The sequence below is a fragment of the Peribacillus frigoritolerans genome (assembly GCF_004358755.1).
Classification (GTDB): domain Bacteria; phylum Bacillota; class Bacilli; order Bacillales; family Bacillaceae; genus Bacillus_P.
In genome coordinates this window covers 110,638-128,622 of record NZ_SMZY01000006.1, presented here as the reverse complement: position 1 = coordinate 128,622, position 17,985 = coordinate 110,638, and the positions used below count along the sequence as shown (strand labels likewise).

Genomic DNA, 17,985 nt, shown 5'->3' with positions numbered 1-17,985 from the left:
ACTTTATTTATTTTAATTAATTCTTTAAAAGGAAAGAGATATTAATTCCGGTCTCTCGGCATTTTCTTATTCCCAATATGGCCCTATAAATAAAAAGAGCGCATATCTTTGTTAAAGAATAGCGCCCTTAATGGAATAACTAAAATCTAACCTCACTCATAAAATCACTTAATTCTTATTTAACTAACGTACTCCGTTAGTTAAATAAGAATATCTATGTTTACCTTTTAATTAACGACTTTTTGAATTTCTGACCGAAAGCTCTCAGTTCTTGTACAGGCATCAAGGTTCAACTTTAGAATTTCGAGTGTTACTTCTTCTGATTTTACAAGACCTTCAAAACGTAAGTTCTTAATCCACTCCCAAATATCTTCAAGTTTCCTCTTTAAGTAATAAAATTCAAAGGCATCAAAATCTGGAGACTCATACTTCATATATTTCCTGTATTCATTTAAGAATTGTCCAGCATATGGCTCTGTAATGATTAAAATCAGGTCTTGTTCTTGTGGAGCAAGTTTTAGACATTCCCAGTCAATAAGCATAAGGTATTTCCCTTGCATAACATTCCAATTATGAGCATCTGCGTGGGACAAAACAAACTGGTATGGTTTGCTTTTCAAAGTATTTGATAAATACCTCATCCTGTTAATCTTTTCTAATAAAGTGCTTTTATAAGGCTTCACAATTTCTAAAACGTTATCATCTCTATTATCCAAATCGTTATTAATAAAAGATGATAAGTATTCGCAGAAATCTATGTTAAAACTTTCGTTTACTTGTTGCTGTTTTAATTCATTAGGGATGTTTGAAGTGTTCTTATGAAGTATTCCAAGAATCTTAGCCAGTTCGTTTACTTGATTTTGACTTAGCTGTTTGTCTGCAATTGTAGTTCCCTCAATATATTCTGAAAGCAAATACACGTACTGTTCGTCTTCGCATTTATTACTTTTTAATTTCGTAAAGATTGGATTGACGAGATTGTTTTTTAAATCAGTATGGTGATACAACCACTTTACTAAGGGAGTATATCTATCAATTGCATCAATCCACGGAACAATGGACGGCTTTCTTTTGTTATATACTTTTAAAAAATACTTTTTACATTTATCTTCCACGAAAAATGCTAAAGCCGACCAGCCGCCTGGACGTTGTTCTATTGAAGTTGCTTCAATTCCATAGTTATCATTCAATATAGCAGTAATCCGATTATTAATTTCCATTCAGTTCGCCTTTCCCTTAATAAATTTTTATCATAAGGATACTATCCTCTTGATTAATATTTATTTTCTTCTTGAACTATCCTGCTTTGTTAGCTGAAGAAGAATTGATATGAAATATAGGTATGACCATTATCAACCTGCTATTTCTCCCAGAGCTCGACCAGTCGAACTTCAGGATCTTTAATCCAAATAAACTTTCCAAATTCACTAATCTCTTTTTTCTTTACAAGAGGTACACCAATATGTTCAAGATGCTTAATAGTCTCGTTTAGATTATGTCCTTTTTCCTTTTTCTTTTAGCCAATTAAGCATTTTCTGGTCATTGTTTTTATTCTGTCGCTTGTTCTCTTTCCTGATATAACGAGAGAGGGTGGAGTGCGAGATGCCTATATCCGTGGCAGTCTGACGAATACTCACATTCAGGGTATCTATCATTTCTTTCATTGCCTCTGGGGAAAGGGTAATTTCTTTTTCCTTATCGAGATTATCATCATTGAACTTAAATGCTTGCTGAATAGGTTCGCGATCTGATTTGTTCGGTGAAAATTCAATGTCTTCAGCAGCTGCCGTTTCATTCTGTGCAAGTTCTGTGAAGTGAGAAAATGAAAGTTCAGCTGAACGAGCTGTCGCATTTTCCTGATTCATTTGATACATGCTATTCATAATTTTTTCCTCTATAGTATAGCTAGTATCAGCCAAAAGATTTTTTTGGTTTTCTTGTATCACGATGTCAGTCGGCAAAAGCAGCACGCTAAACTTGGTCCAATAGTTTTTAAGCCATCCCTTTTTGCCAACTTTCTCTTCCTGAATTTCTTCAGTGTACCCCCAGCTTTTTATAACATCATCTTTTTGAAGTTCATCTAATACCGTTTCAAATTTATCCCTTACTTGCACACCATTATAACGGGACGAAATATCCATAACTTTAAGCAATGTAGCCACTTTAAATGGCTGCTGCAGCGAACGTTTAATTGTTCGGATTTTCCACTGCAGGTTCAAATACCTTGTTAATCGCTTTTGTTCCCTCTGCGTATAATGGCTGTATTGAAATACTTTAAGGTCCAGTAATCCGATAGATCGGTTGGGCCCAACCAGGTAAGGGGTAAGAATAGAAGTAGGTTTAACTTGAACCGCATAGATTCCTTTAGCTTCGCCAGATTTTTTGTCATAGGCTACTCTGATTTTTCCGACTTCAAACATTCTTTGGAAATCTTTAAAGTTATAGAGTTCGTTTTCCTTCATTTCCTGAGTATTTAAAACTTTTACTTTTTGATCCCCAAGAGAAATCCAAATACTTGAAAGCGCGGCCACTCGCTTCATTATGTTGAAGCGATCTTCTTCGCGAAAGTCTATTTCTCTTCCGTTAGAGGTCCGTTTCTTTAAGTTCCTTAGTCGCAGGGCATCATTGCTGTGAAACTCAATGTAACCGTCATTGCTTTTTGGTGTAACCATCCATAAATATGTAATAAGGTCAAAAAGGTCGGCCGTCATTTCATCTAATGAGTTTATCGTTGATCCAATCATTTCAAGCCACATGGCCTGCTGATCTGAGGTTACTTCAGTAATATGTGATTCATAGGGTCTGAGTTCTGCCAGCCCTTTCACTTTTCCGCGGTTGTCTATAATCTCAGTTGCCAAGTGACCCGTCTCACTTTCTTTAAACTCTTTTTTCTTGGTAACGATGTCTCTCATTAAATGATAGTCCATATCCATGCTTCCATATATATAATCACGGTTTAACGCTTCATCAATTTTTTCTTCGTTCACACTGCGTTTTATTTCGTCATTAGGATATTCATTTATGAAATGGCCGGCTAAAAGTATTTTAATTGTATCTTTATATTTAGCCACCGCATCTTTAATCATCTTTTTTGTTATGTGTTTTTCAGAATACAATGTTTGAGTAAATAAGAAGAAGAGTGCTCGGAAACTGTGTCTCATCTTTTCGCAAGGAGCTTGCCGCCTTAATTCTTCATCACTCATTTTATAGGCTTCCATTTTCCAATCTTCCAAAATATACGGCCGATCTTCAAATAAGTACTTTGATTCTTCGAATATAACAATTTTTAATAATCCATAGTTCAGGATTAAACGGTCCGATATGTCATCATAATTCATTAAAAGAACCATCCTTTCTCTTAAATGTGTAAGACCAAAAGTATGAACAACCACTTTAAAATGCACCAGTTAAGTTTTTATGTATACATCCTATCTTTAATAGATAATAAAAAACGGGTCTAATCAGTATAACCCGACCGCTCTAAGGAAAATGCACCACTTGACTAGTATTATAACAAGTAAAAAATTCTTTTTGTATATAAAATGCACCAAATACCATACAGGTTCCGAAAAGCGAGGCAAGAAATGCACCAATCCTTTTTATTTTGGAACAGTTATTACCATGTATAGTAGTTTTGTAGAAACACATAATGCTTCTCAATGGAATTCGTAAGAGAAATGCACCAGTTCCTATACAGGTTCCGCCATTGTGCAAAATACACCTAAAGAAATATTGGATAAATAGTGAGGACTCAAAAGAATACATGTTGTATACATTCAGAAAATGCACCAATAGCCTTTTTAGTGCGTTTAACAGGTAATTACTGCCCAATAGCTCCAATGAGATTTTGTCAATTCGTATATAGAAATGATCCAACTGAAGATTTGAGCGGAACCTGTGTACAAAAATTCGTGTATTATGCACCAAAATATAAGCTGTTTACTCATTTTGAGCGGAACCTGTGTAGCAAAAATAACCCTAAAAATCAGTCTTTTTCTTTAAAACCTGAGAAAATACGATTTAAGATGGCGAAAATAGTGGCGTCTTTTAAGGATTTTAGGCGGAACCTGTATAGAATAAATGCACCACCTTCTGTGTAATTTGAGCGGAACTTGTATAGAATTTTCATACTCGAAATTCTACTAGTCGATTGATAGAGTAAGCTTTTATATCAATTCTCTTTAAAGTTAATATCTATATAATTGGTGCATTTGATGTGAAATTGGTGCAAAAGTTGAGCGAAACCTGCATAACAAAAAAAAAAGAACTTTTTTTCAATCCCTTGGGGCTCTAAGCTCCAGGGGTGTTTTTTATTTTGGTGCATTTTGCTTAGAGAGCGCACTTTGGCAAAATTCGATTTCGATATACTTATTACAGCAAAATATTCCAATAAATTTGAGAGTTTTGAAAGGGTGTTAGACATGGGAGAGCGTGAAGTTAATAGAATGACAAAGAGCGTGGTTTCACCAGCTGAGATCATGCAATTTATGACCCATAACAGCCTTCTGCTCTATAAGACGAAAGGTTCCCGTGCCCCATTAGATAGATTAACAGCTTACCAGAAAACAGAAAAAAAGAATCCGTACCGTAAAGGTGCGGTATTTGTGTCTCCAACAAAAGAGGATCTTACGGAAGGCAAAGGTTTTGTCGTCACTTCGTATGAAACGTTAGGGGAGAAGTACAATCAATTATCTCACTGGACACCAAACACGTATCGCGGCGGCACTTATTATGATTTTAAAAAACGAATCATCAAAGGTCATAAGCGCGAAAACTTAAAGCAAATTAATGTGATTGGTTTTGATATTGATACAAAAGAGGTGGATCTCTACGGATTATATTTAGGCTGCGAGGAATTAAAATTGCCGAGACCTAACCTATTACTTGAGACCCCTAGAGGATATCAGTGTTTTTTTGTTTTAGAAACTCCTTTTTATGTACATAACCGAGAAGACTATAAATCTTTAAGAATAGCAGAACGCCTATCTGATAACATCCGCAAAGCCTTATGCAAGTATGTTCCGATAGATATGAACTGTGTTCCCTTTGGCTTTTATCGGATTCCTAAAGAAGACAACATACTAGATTTCTATGAAGAATCAGCTAACACAAGCCTGCTTCTTTCTTGGTCAAAGAATTTTGAGGAACAAGAAAAAAAGAAGTTTCTTCGTGTTGTCTATAACAGCAATCCTTCGTCAATGAACCTTTGTTCATCAGACTGGTACAAAGCTTTAATCCAGGCTACTTATATTAAAACAGGACATAACAGCGCGAGCCGCAACAATGCTTTAATGACTCTTGCACTTGCCAATTACGCAAGTGAGCGCCCATATGAAGAAGCATATGATGAACTCGATCAATTCAACAGCTATTTAGACCATCCGTTAAGCAAAGCTGAATTCGAAAAAACGTTAAAAAGCGCCTACTCAGGAAAATACAAGGGCGTCAAGCGTTCCTATGTAGAAGGATTGCTTGAGTTATGGACTGATGGAAGTGCCAGGTTTCAAGGAAGAGAGGGCTGGTATAAATTCAAAAAGGAACGTGAAGAAAGAGAGCGTTCCCATTATGACGAATGGGAAGAAGATATTTTAAGATACATAGAAATGAATAGAAGCCCAGAAAACCCTTTTTTAGAGGGCTCATTAGTTATGCTTGCAGAAACCTTCGGAATGGCAGTTTCCTCTTTAAAAGAGGTGTTAAACCGATCCAGCAAGCTTATTAAGCGAACCGTTGGCCGCGGCCGTGCGGCTGTTACGAAACTCAGCAGCAGGAGCATGCTGTTTAAAGGATTGCTGCATATGCGCAAAAAGCAATTAAACCTGAATCAATCGAATCATGTATCACCGGTCAGTAATACATTCACACTTAGAAGAGAGATCCAGCTAGTTATCAGTATGTTCGACATGCCGTTTTCCTCGCAGGAAGAGATAGACATATTTAATGATTCTGGACCAATTCCAACAATCAAGAATACCAGTTGAATAATAATAAGCCAGTCTGCCAATACATATCTATATTCTCCTGTTGCTTAGTTTCGCTATTTACTGTTTATGTAAGTATCTAGCTATTTCCAGGGATGTTCCAGATTATAGTAATTACAAATTGATTCTTAAAGAACATGTGAACATGATTTATTATTTTGGATGTTATATAATTCATTGTTTTTGTTAGGTAGGGAACAAAGTTGTGCAGAAGATATATTGCCTTAATATGGAGGATCAATTGGAGTAAGTAAATTACTTTGCTAAGAAATACTTTAAATGCTGAAATCCGTTGAGTGAAAAAATGGGAGAAATTTCATAGCGTTTACATGAAAATAAGAACATTTGCTCTCTAAACAGGAAGAAAGCCTCTTTCCATATATTTACCAAGATGGTAGCGTTAACTAGTAATAACTCTTGTAATTGCTGTAGTAAAAGCTGTTATCTGTATATGCAACATCTAATACAACTGGTGATGTACCTAAAGTCAAGTGCAGTCCTGCTAAATGGTCACGGCATGATGGAGAGTTATTCCGTGACCATTTAGCAGGACCTTAGATATCTAATCCACTTACCCATCTAAGATAGATATAGTGTGTAAGTGTAAGGTGGGTGGTGGTGGTGAGTAGTTAGGAGAGAGAGAGTAAGAGTTAGAGTAAGTAGTGTAGTAGTTAGGAGGAGGAGAGAGAGTGAGTGAGAGTGTAGTGTGTGTAGTAAGTGAGTAAGAGAGTGAGTGAGAGTAGTTCAAGGGAGGTAGTTCAAGAGAGTAAAAGATTAAGTTCAAGTGCAGAAAGTTCAGGTGCAGCAGGATAAGGATGGAGTGGTTTATAGGGTTTATGATCAGTGGGATTGTTTTGGGTGAGTTTGTTGAGATGGATGCAAGTGAGAAATTGTTGGTTTAATTGAGAAACTTTGAGGTTGGTTTTAAAGGGGTGAATGAGTGTGAGGTTTCATTTGTTGCCGTTTTTGATTCCGAGAGAAGGTAAGGTTTATGAGTTAAGGACAACGATGGATGCGAAGATTTTGTATTTCAAGGATGAGACAGCCTGGACGACAATGATGAGTTTTATGACGCGACCATGGTACCGCCGGTGGGTTAAGCAGGAATGGATCAGCTGGGAGATTGCTGCAACGAAAGAGGAGATCAGGTATTATGTCTGGGTGCCTGATGAACATATTGGCAGAGCGTTCAAAGCCAAGTTTTATGCCGAACATTCGGATGTTGAAATTGTGGATATCGATCATTACTCCGTTGATTTTAGCCGTCCTCACGCAGGTACTAAGCTATTCACCGAGAGCCACTGGACGATTCCTATTAAAACGTATCATAACGAAGTAGTTGATACTCAGGCTGAACTTGTAGAGTTTTTAGATGATTTAGCTGAAGGCCAGGAGATACACATGCAATTTCTTGTGCAGCCTGCTTATCGCACTGAAAAGAGCTTCAGGGGAATTGTCCGTCAGTTTCATAAACAGGGTGAGTATGATGAGACGCTCGAGAAGGATAATGAACTGTACTTATCAGCGATCGAGGGTAAGTCAACGAGGGTTCTTTCAAGGATAGGCGTTAAAGTTGTTGCATTTGGACGTGACAAACGCGATTCGAAAGAGCTGATTAAGAGTGCAAAAGGTTCGATCGGTACATTCTCAAGCGGACGATTAAATCAGCTTAAGGGGCGGGAATGGTGGTGGTTTCGTACGATTCGGCCACTCTTTCGCTGGGAATTCAACAACCGCATTTATCCGATGGAGACGATGAAAAAGCGAGTGATTTTAGGGTCTGAAGAGATGGCAGCTATGATGAGGCTACCAAGTGAAAGAGTTCACAGCACTAAACTCAACCGGCTTAAAATGAGGTCCACGCCACTGCCGAAGGAGTTAAAGAATGTGGAGTTTGATCCTTCTTTATCCGTAACACTTGGAGAACACCGATATCACGGCAAAAAGATGGATGTTATGTATGATCTTGCTACTTTGCGTTATCATGCTGCTTTTATTGGCATGTCGGGCATGGGGAAATCGACTGCGATGTATAACCTCGTTGAAGATTTAATTAACCTTGAAGGTGCGGGCACTACTATAGGTGGTACCATCATTGATCCGCATGGTGACCTGTGTCAGGATATCGCTGCCAGAATTCCGCCAGATAAGCAGCATCTTGTCAGATACATTAAGTTTTCTGAAGGTGAGATTCCGTTTAACGTGTATGATGTTGATTTTCAGGCAGCTGAAGATAAAATTGCCCAAACGGTTGCGGATGTACTGAAGAGAACCTGGAAGGATTTTTGGGGTCCGAATATTGACGATAATTTCTTAAACGGGGGCATTGTACTGCAGAAGCTAGGCGAAGCGAGTCTTCCGAATTTGCAAAAGCTTTTGAGCGATCCTGACTACCGTGAAAATGTCCTGGAACGCCTAAATCGTGATGACGCAATCGAGAATGACCTTTATCTGTACTTTGCAAATCTGCAAGGGCTTCAAGATCGCGAACTGCAGGCAAAAACGAATTCCACACTCAATAAGCTTCGGAAAATTACCTTATCCGGAGTGCTTGGGAAAATGCTTCGTGCTAAAACCAACGGACTGTGCTTTCGTGAGAGCATGGATCAGGGAATGATCAATCTGCTGGATTTGTCCGAACTTACTAGTGACGAGAAGAAGCTCATCGGTTCGATGTGTTTGACGTATGCGGAGCTTGCCGGTAAAAGCAGGGCTGACACACCAGTATCTGAACGTCACAAACTTCCTTATCATTTTGTAATGGTGGATGAGGCTCCAACTCTGATGGAACACAGCATAGATGCAATTGAATCTTTTGCATCTGAGCTTCGGAAATACAAAACATCGATTATATTAGGCATGCAGGGCATCAAAGATCAATTGCCTAGAGAAGTTGCGTCTGCTATATTCAGAAACTTCGGAACATTCGTCTCTTTTCGGCTGGGGGAGCCTGATGACGCTCAATATGTGAATCGTTCCATGTCATCTGAAGTGCTGCAAGAAACTGATTATCTACAAATAGAGCCTTTTAACGCTTATATGAGAATGCAGGTTGGAAACGAACGGACCCGGCCATTCTTAATCCGCATGAAGGCACCTGGACCGGCCCTGTACGCAGATTCAATTCCAGAGCTTAAGAAGAGAACAATTAAAGACGCGATGGAAATTGAAAAGAAGGCTAGTTTTGCTTCCATGTTCCAGGAGCAGCAAATTGAAGACGAAGAAAAAGCAGCATATGAATCATACCTTGCTGAAGAAGACATGCAAGATACCAAGTATCCTGAATGCCTCACAGACGAGGTCGCTGCAGCAGTAGAGAGTCCTTTGCAAGGTACAGACAGCAAAGCCGTTGAAAATAATCCATTAGATCATCTCACAAAAGATCATGAAGATATAGATGATGGAGTAAAAGTTTTGCAGCAAGAAGAAAAAAATATAGATCCTGATTCTGAGCACTTAGATTCTGAAGGATCTTCTAGTGAAAAGGTAGACCGAGAGAAAGAGAAAAAACAGGAAGATAAAAAAGTCATCAGCAATGATGACTTATGGGTGTAGCAGGAGGAGCGAATATGGCCAAAAGAATAACCGATTTAGAAGAAGAATTGTTTGTATCACTGCATGATTTAGTCTTTGTGGATGTTCAGTATTTAGAAAAATATATATATGTTCATGAGGACCGGAAGCCTTACAGTAAATACTGGATTTCAAAGCAAATGAGAGCGATGGAAGCAGAAGGGTACATTAAGTCATTTCCAGTCGCCAAAGCATCCGTTCAGGGACGGGACCGGCTCGTTTATACGCTTGATTCAAAAGGCGTTCAGGAAGTAAAGGAAATATTGGGTGAAGCTGACTGGGATACAAGGTGGACACAGCGAACGCCGACTTATGTTTTTCATTCATTGAGAATGTCTCATATCCAGGCTGCCTATGCCTCGCAAAAAGATAGTCAATTTACATTTAAAGAGTTTTTTTCAGAACGAAGGGCTTTTCGTAATTATGGTGAGGTCTTGATTGACAAGGAAGGAAAGAAAAAACAGTCTTCTACAACCGTAATTCGTCCTGATGGGGCGTTTACACTTGAGAGAGAAATAAACGGCCAGAAAGTGAAGTTTTTGTTTTTCGTGGAACTCGAGAGAAGCAGGCAGCGAGTGGATGTCACGTTAAACAAGATCAGGCGCTATAACGAATATGTCCGAAAACGATCATTTGAGAATGACGGGGTTTTTGGAGATGGTGTTCGAGTAGTCCGTGTGTTATTTGTCTCCAATAACGATACTGAGCGCAATAAGATCATGGAGAACTCACATAAAGCTGATTCCCGTGAAATTGAAAAAATAGGCGGCAGTTTATTGTTTGGAACGTATGAAGATGTTATCACAGATCCATTCGGTCAGATCTGGAAAGCGAAAGATTCAACAGATTCTAGTAAATTATATAGTTTATATAAAAAGGTTGAATAATTTGTAATATTCTGACACCATATAAATAAATAACATGATTAAGGGAGGTGATGCTTGTTGGGATATAAGGTGAAACGCGGTTCGACTCCTACCGACAGCTCGATTAAAGAGATGTTTTTAAGCTTTATGAGAAGGCTTGCGGCAACTGTGATTATTATGGCCGTGATGGCGGCTATTGGGTATTTTCTCTACCAATTTGCGTATAATGCGTTTCCGGTGTTCGCTATAGCAGCTGATGATGTCGCAAAATTTGTAAAAGGATTCTATCATGAGCACGGTGTTTGGGCCACAATCGGAATGGCTGGATTTATCTGTTTAGCCGTTTGGGCCTTTGGTGAAGAAGCAAAGAGGAAAGACCGTCAAAAGCAAGCCATGAATGAAATGATGAAATAGGATACGGATCCGGATACACACTTGTTTGAATTGAGGGTGCTCCATAGATTTTATGACATATAAGAATTTTTATCAGATTGATAGTTTTGAAAGGAGGCACTATGAGAAAAAGAGAATATCCCAAAACTGTGTTACGGAAAAAAATGATCAAAGGAACATTTTGGACCGCCTTTGCCCTGGTGCTGTTTCTGTCAGTCGTTGCCATTGTGCGTGTAGGAAACGCCGGTGCTGATGCAGCAGAAGAAAAACAGATTGAAGAAGTGAAAGAGGAAGATAATCCTGCTCTGGGCGTCGGTGCACAGTCTTTTGCAGAAAACTTTGCTTCTGAGTACTTCAAATGGGAAAACACCGATGAGGAAATAAAAAAACGAGCCGATCGTCTTCAGCCCTTCCTTGCCAACGGACTTGATCAGCAGGCAGGACTTGCTTTTGAAGGAATGGAACACGGCAGCGAAATTACGGAATCACAAGTTTGGAATGTTGAAGAAAAAGCAGAGAATACAGCGTTAATTACCCTTCAAGTACAACACACCTTAAAGAAATCCACACCGCCTGACGCCAAAGCCGTCGAACAAGCAAAGAAAGATAAAAAACCACTCCCTAAGGTTAAAGAAGAAAAATCAGAACCCTATGAAAAGTATATTGTGGTTCCGGTCAAAAGTGACGGAAGCTCATATGTTGTTCATAAGGTCCCATATTTCGTCCCTCCAGCCAAGAAACCAGAAATCACATCAGACACTTCGGTCAGCGAAGAAGGAAAAATCCAGGATTCAAAACTTCAAGAAGAAATTAATTCAGGACTCACTACATTTTTCAAAGTATATACCACGGGAACTCAGGAAGAATTATCTTATTATACGAAAAGCGATGAAATCAAAGCCATGACCGGCATTACAACTTTTAAGGAAGTAAAGGAGACCATTATTAAACAGGGTGATGGTAAAAATGAATATAAAATCCATGCGACGGTGACTTTTGAAGAAAATCAATCAAAAGCACAAGTTACTTACCCTTATGAGTTAACTCTTGTAAAAGAAGAGAATCGTTTGTTCGTTAAAGAGATGAAAAACCAATAAGAATTAGCAGGAGGATGAAAAACTATGAACTTTGGAGAAAATATTCAAAACTGGTTTTCTACGCAGGTAGGAGCGTTATTCCTTGTGATTATCGGGGCTATTGCCATTTACTTTTTAGTCAGACGCGAGTTTTCCAGATTTGTAGGCTTTGCGATATTCGCCATGATTGTAGGAGTGTTTGTCTTTACACCGGACAGCGTAAAAGATCTGGGCACTAAACTATGGGCTACTGTTTTCGGAAGTTAAAGGACAGATGAAAGTGAGGCAATACCATGAAGCCTAAAATCTTGCGCACCTATAACAGTGTCTGGAAAGTAGAAAAGGTCTTATACGGGATTCAGGATATCCCACTGCCGATACCTCTGACGTATCGGCAGATAGGATTTTTCGGGGGTGGAGTGTTCCTTGTGTGGATACTCAACCATTTTCCCCCTCTCGGTTTACTTGAACTTGGGTTGGTTGAATATATCTTTTTGCCGGGCCTTTTCGCGTGGTTTTTCACAAAACAGCTTCTCGACGGGAAAGCTCCGCACCGGTTTTTCATAAGCGCCGGGCGCTTTCACTTATCACCACATCAAATGAATCGCTACATGGAAGTATCTGATATAAAAAAGCCTTATAAATATGCTGGTAAAGTCGGGTACCGAAAGCTCAGCTATTATGAGAGGGGTGAAGACCTTGACCATCGAATTTCCGATTAAATACTTTGAAGGCAATCTAGTATTCTCACAGGACGGAGCTTGCTGGGCCTATTATCAGCTAGCCGGATACAATTATGACTTTTTAGCAGATGATGAAAAAGAGATTATCTTTACAAAAATCAAGCAGTTCTTTTGGCAGATCAATCTGGATACGCATCTACTCGTTGTTCCGAATTTCCAATCAATTGAAGAAAAACATGATCGCTTTAAACATAAATTAACCGGTCCCCTTAAAAGTGCGGCCCTGAAACATACGGATGATGCTGCCGTTCAGCTTGAGAAGATGTTAGGTAAAGAAGGAACAGAATATCGTTTTTTTATCGGTGTGAGACTTCAAAAGGCCGAGGGAAAGAAGCAAAAAACCTCTCTATTTCAGGACATAAAAGAAGCGTGGAAGGAATTTATCAGTGGAGTTAATGAAGCATCCGGCCTTGATGCTCCTGAGATCATTGAAGATGAAATTGACCGGTACCGTAAAGCTGAGCGACGTGTTTATAACAAGGTATCTACACGGCTCCAAGCTGAGCCTGTCAATGAAGAAGACATTCAATGGCTGGTGCGCCGAAACTGGTACCGTTCAATCGGGAAAGCACCCATCATTAAGAATTGGAGCCCTGATTACAGCGTTCACTATAAAGAGTATGAAGAGGGAGAAATAAAGGTACGCCGCCCCTTATATCATGATGTGCTGCGCTTATCAGAAGGATTTGTTGATGATTCGCCAAAGAGAAGCATCATTTTAAAGCAAATGCACGAAGGTGAAGAAGTGGAAGGTCATGTGGCTTTCCTCGCCATCGCCAATGTCCCATATGAAATAGAGTTTCCCGGTGAGGAATGGATGTATGTCATTCAAAACCTTGATTTTCCTGTAGAAATCAGTGTTCGGACTGAAATGATGGATAACCGAAAAGCGTTATCTTCTGTTCGCAACGCGCAGAAAGACTTGAAAGACCAAGACCGGCATGCGAGGGAGACCGGGAATGATACCGGGCTTAATGTGCTTGACGGCAGAGCAGAAGCCCATGAACTTGAAGCGCATCTTCAGAAATCCCGTATGCCTTTAATTAAAACATCCATCATATTAGCTGTGTCAGCCACGAATGAAGATGAATTAAAACGACGCTGCGATACGGTCAAAGACCTGTATCAGGACATGATGTTTCAGGTTGAACAGCCATACGGGGATCAGTGGCTTGCTTTCAATGAATTTCTGCCTGGTGCGAAGCGCTACATCAAGGATTATGTTCACTTTATGGAACCGGCAACCGTTGCCGGCAGCATGTTTGGAGCAACAAAGCAGCTTGGCGATGGTGAAGGGTTCTTTATTGGAAGTACAGGGATCCTTGATCAGCCCGTATATATTATGCCAAACCGGGCTGCGCAGGGGATTCGGGGAACAAAGACAAATGCCCTTTCCGCAGCGTTCCTCGGGTCACTCGGCGGAGGTAAATCCTTCAGTTCAAACCTCATCACCTACCTGTCTGTTTTATCCGGGGGTAAAGCGCTTGTCATAGACCCTAAGGGTGAGCGCGGAAACTGGAAACAGGATTTATATGAGCTGGGTGATGAGGTCAATATCATTTCCCTTTCAACAAAGGCAGAGGATAAAGGAAGATTAGATCCGTTTTCCATTCACGATGATATTAAAGAAGCTGAAACGCTTGCGCTTGATATCCTGACGTTTTTAACGGGGGTACGACTTGATGATTCAGAACGTTTTCCAAAGCTCACCCGGGCGGTCAGGAGTGTTGCTGAAGCGGAGAAGCCGTGTCTTGGCAAAGTGGTTAATAATCTTTTAGGAAGCAAAGATAAAACAGCCAAGCAGTTAGGTGAACATATCCGTTCTTTTAAAGAGTTATCCTTTGCGCAGCTGCTTTTTGGAGATGGTGAGAATGATTCGGCCATCAATCTCAGAACAGCTTTAAATGTATTGCAAATCCAAAACCTTGAGCTTCCGGCGCCGGATACGCCGCAAGAGAAATACAATCTGTCAGAAATGCTTTCTGTTGCAATGATGCTTCCTATTTCATCATTTGCGCTAAAGTTCATTTACAGTGACCGCAGAATTTTTAAAACGGTGCTCTTGGATGAGGCATGGGCTGTCTTGAACACAAGCCAGGGAAGCCATCTGGCCTCACGTCTTGTCCGTGCAGGACGTTCAATGAATGCCGGCATCTATTTTGTGACCCAAAACGCGAATGACCTTCTTGATGAAAAAATGAAAAACAATATCGGAATGAAATTTGCATTCCGCAGCACCGATCCAAACGAGATTGAAAATGTTCTTTCGTTACTCAACCTGAAAAATACGGAGTACAACGCGTCTACCTTAAGAGAGCTTCAGAACGGTCAATGCCTGTTCCAGGACATTACAGGACGTGTGGGAGTCGTATCGATAAATGCCTTATTCAAAGACCTTTTTGACGCTTTTGATACACGGCCTCCAGCAGAAGAAGAATTGGAAGAGGGAGATATTGTTCCTGATGGTAATCTTCCGGTAAATGGACATCAGCAGAAAGAAGAAAAACACAAGAAGGAAGGCGTGTTTGTATGAAAAAATTGTTCTTAATTATGAGTTTATCAGTATTGATGGTGGTTGCTGCGGCTTGCGGTAGCAATGAAGTTAATGGAAAGGGACCTGAAGATATACCGCTTGAATGGGCGAATGCAGATACACAGCGAGATCAGTCCAAATTACTTTCACTTCTTGATAAAAAAGAGACAGCTTTAGATCCTGAAGATAAGGCAGATAATAATAAAACCGTTGAGAAATATAAATTAATTGAATGGAAAGGTAATAACAATAATTATTTCTATGAGATTAGTTATGAAAATCCAATTAAGAAAGACACATTAAAGATTGAACAAATGGAAGTAATTAAAACAGATGATGGCTGGAAAAGAACTGCTTTTGGTGATTTAAAAGATTTTGATAAATTAGTTGAAGATTTAAAACCAAAAGTACTTAGAGAGATGAATGATAAATGAAAAAAATAATAAGGTTTTTCTTGTTATCTGTTACTATCCTTTGGGCATTTCAAGTATCAGTTTCAGCAGAGAGCCTTCAAGATAACTTAGTTCCACAAGATTCCGATGCAGAATCGGTCGGAGAAATTGATCTAGAATACAATGAATATCCTCAACACCACTATAAATTAGACACTTGGGTAGATACCAATGGTGACTGGATGCCTTGGAATTGGGCTGACGGAGCCGGCAAACAAATTTACATTGCCTTGATGGAAATCATCAATTCCATTTGGAATGTCAATATTCTATTAGCTAACTTCACGATGAAAATAGTCCAAGAAGCATTCGAGCTTGATTTTGTTTCAAATTTAACCGAAGAGATTGGCACAGCTATTCAAAATATCGCAGGGTTTGGTCCCGGCGGTTTTGCGGGGGATGGGTTATGGCCGTTACTTGTCACTTTTGTAATCGCGATTGTAGGTGCTTGGGCAACATTTGTGGGAATGGTAAAACGTGAAAGCAGCCGTGCCTGGGGCGGTTTAATTTCTTCCATGATTATTTTTGTTTTTGCACTTGGTTTTTTCTCAAATGCACCAACTATATTAAAAGGGATTAATGACTGGTCCAGTGACCTTCAAAGTGATGTTTTAGCTGTTTCGGCGAGTGTCGTAAACCCTGGTGCCTCTTATTCTAAGGAAGAAGGAATTGCGACTATCCGCAATCAGATGTTTGATTTGATGGTGAAGAAACCTTATATGCTCATGCAGTATGGAACGACTGACGTTGAAGAAGGAAGAGTAAATGATCTACTTGCGGTAGACCCTTTTACGAATTCAGAAGATAGAAATACCAAAGCTGAAGTAGAAGTAACTCAAAATGATAATATCATGATGTCTATTGACGGAATTTCGCAGCGTGCAGGATTTGTCCCTTTGCTTTTTGTAGCAAATAGCATCATTGGCATTTTCCTTCTCATGGTGTCAGGAACGATCATTCTTTATCAGATGGTTTTTCTTGCTTTGGTCCTTTTTGCACCGGTTCCGTTGCTGATGGCATTGGTGCCACGCTGGAAGAATGCAGCCTTTGATTGGGGTATGAAGGTGCTTCATGCTCAGCTGATGAAAATCTCCATTGCTTTGTTGCTTACGATTTTATTCGGTATATCAGCCATCCTGTACCGTGCGACAGAAAGTTCAGATTTAGGATACCTTGGCATGATGCTTCTGCAAATTATCTGTTTTGTTGGGGTTTGGGCGAAACGAAAAGAACTGTTTACTATTGTATCAACGGCTGTAAATAATGTTGAAAGCAGTACAGGAGCTACTTTGCAAAGCTACCGGCAGAAGTTCAGCCAGGCAAGGAGTATAGCCCGAAATGCCAAGATCAGTATGGATACAAGCACCAGTAAAGGGCGAATTCGCAATCTGCCCCTAACAGAACGGAAGCCTTTAGGGCAGCGAAAGATAGGCATACTTACAAAAGAGCAGTTAGCAGAAAGACAACAGCAGCTGAAATCATCAAAAGAAGGTCTCCTTAACAAAAAGGATGCTGTAGCTGCAGGAGCGAACGAAGTCGTGATGGCGGAACGAAGCAATCAGGAGATACAAAGCGGCATGGAAGATTACCGAAAGCTGAAAAGTCCTACAGGAGTTGAAAATGCAAGTGCAGATCGTGAACAGCTGATGGATCGTACCCAAGGCTCTCAACCTGAAACTCAAAAAGGAAACATTACGTCAATTGAAGATTTAAGGCGCCGCAGTCTAGGCAGTCGAGGCCTTCCAATCACCCCATTAGCAAATCGTCAATCGCTGGAGGATGCGCGAAGAGAAATTGCCACCTCATTAGAACGGCCGGAAACGCAGGATGCAGAGATGTCAGATCGAACGCAAAGTGAGCGTAACGTGAACTTGATCAATCAAAACAGCCATGAAGATAAGATTCATGATGAGCAGCGTAATCGATTAGCTGAACGAAGAGTGCTGGACCGGCAGGCGGACCAAGAAGTTTCTGAAGATACGACTAGTCGTGAACGGGTAGTTCAGACAAATAACGACCGCACTATCAATGATAAAGTTAAGCGTCAATCTATTAATCAGGAAGGGCATGAACGTACTATCAATGAGACAGCGACTCGCAATCTAATAGACAATGAAAATAACGATCGAACCGTTAATCAAATGACTGAACGGAATAACGTTGAGACGGAAACGCATCGCAGGTTACAGGAGAACATTACAAACACGGAGACACTTTCTCAAGAAGTTAATCGCCGCAATGAACAGCATGTGAATGGTTCTGAAAATGTCGAAAACGTGGTAAAACGCGATAAACATATTACCCAGTGGGAAGCTCAACAGCAAATTAATGCAAGAAACCGAGAGAAAGAGTAGGAGGAGAAAACAGG

Annotated in this window: 12 protein-coding genes and 1 pseudogene; 10 read left to right on the top strand and 3 right to left on the bottom strand. The window is 39.9% G+C overall.

Annotated features, from left to right (window positions below; all coding sequences use genetic code 11):
* Nucleotides 1–227 precede the first annotated feature (227 nt).
* The 3 genes and pseudogenes from E2R53_RS21060 to E2R53_RS21050 form a co-directional block, all read right to left on the bottom strand.
* A complete protein-coding gene (locus tag E2R53_RS21060) occupies nt 228–1,220 on the bottom strand; it encodes an aminoglycoside phosphotransferase family protein (RefSeq protein ID WP_133313681.1) in 993 nt (330 codons plus the stop codon).
* 140 nt (nt 1,221–1,360) lie between these two features.
* Nucleotides 1,361–1,498 (bottom strand): annotated as a pseudogene (locus E2R53_RS21055) (VOC family protein); the annotation flags it as partial.
* Nucleotides 1,494–3,338: a hypothetical protein gene (locus E2R53_RS21050; protein ID WP_133313680.1), complete on the bottom strand. Its 1,845-nt coding sequence runs from the start codon at nt 3,336–3,338 to the stop codon at nt 1,494–1,496. The gene E2R53_RS21050 and the pseudogene E2R53_RS21055, both read right to left, overlap by 5 nt.
* 1,083 nt (nt 3,339–4,421) lie before the next feature.
* On the opposite strand from E2R53_RS21050, the gene E2R53_RS21045 reads away from it, so the two are divergent.
* From E2R53_RS21045 to E2R53_RS21000, 10 genes are all read left to right on the top strand, one after another.
* Complete coding sequence (locus E2R53_RS21045; RefSeq protein ID WP_133313679.1) at nt 4,422–5,981, top strand: primase C-terminal domain-containing protein; 1,560 nt, start codon at nt 4,422–4,424, stop codon at nt 5,979–5,981.
* A gap of 942 nt (nt 5,982–6,923) precedes the next feature.
* Nucleotides 6,924–9,536, top strand: a complete 2,613-nt coding sequence (locus E2R53_RS21040) for an ATP-binding protein (protein ID WP_435796809.1) — start codon at nt 6,924–6,926, stop codon at nt 9,534–9,536.
* A 14-nt stretch (nt 9,537–9,550) separates the two neighbouring features.
* On the top strand, nt 9,551–10,441 hold the full coding sequence (locus E2R53_RS21035) for a replication-relaxation family protein (RefSeq protein WP_133313678.1): 891 nt from the start codon (nt 9,551–9,553) through the stop codon (nt 10,439–10,441).
* Nucleotides 10,442–10,498: 57 nt separating this feature from the next.
* Complete coding sequence (locus E2R53_RS21030) at nt 10,499–10,834, top strand: hypothetical protein (protein WP_133313677.1); 336 nt, start codon at nt 10,499–10,501, stop codon at nt 10,832–10,834.
* Nucleotides 10,835–10,935: 101 nt separating this feature from the next.
* Nucleotides 10,936–11,910: a conjugal transfer protein gene (locus E2R53_RS21025; RefSeq protein WP_133313676.1), complete on the top strand. Its 975-nt coding sequence runs from the start codon at nt 10,936–10,938 to the stop codon at nt 11,908–11,910.
* A 24-nt stretch (nt 11,911–11,934) separates the two neighbouring features.
* Entirely contained in the window at nt 11,935–12,156 is a 222-nt protein-coding gene (locus tag E2R53_RS21020; protein ID WP_070874648.1) for a hypothetical protein, read from the top strand.
* Between the two features lie 26 nt (nt 12,157–12,182).
* On the top strand, nt 12,183–12,611 hold the full coding sequence (locus E2R53_RS21015) for a TcpE family conjugal transfer membrane protein (protein WP_133313675.1): 429 nt from the start codon (nt 12,183–12,185) through the stop codon (nt 12,609–12,611).
* On the top strand, nt 12,589–15,165 hold the full coding sequence (locus E2R53_RS21010) for an ATP-binding protein (protein WP_133313674.1): 2,577 nt from the start codon (nt 12,589–12,591) through the stop codon (nt 15,163–15,165). Before E2R53_RS21015 ends, E2R53_RS21010 begins: the two co-directional genes overlap by 23 nt.
* A complete protein-coding gene (locus E2R53_RS21005; RefSeq protein ID WP_133313673.1) occupies nt 15,162–15,599 on the top strand; it encodes a hypothetical protein in 438 nt (145 codons plus the stop codon). Before E2R53_RS21010 ends, E2R53_RS21005 begins: the two co-directional genes overlap by 4 nt.
* Nucleotides 15,596–17,971: a CD3337/EF1877 family mobilome membrane protein gene (locus tag E2R53_RS21000; protein ID WP_206197417.1), complete on the top strand. Its 2,376-nt coding sequence runs from the start codon at nt 15,596–15,598 to the stop codon at nt 17,969–17,971. The genes E2R53_RS21005 and E2R53_RS21000 overlap by 4 nt, the downstream gene beginning before the upstream one ends.
* The last annotated feature ends 14 nt before the right edge of the window (nt 17,972–17,985 follow it).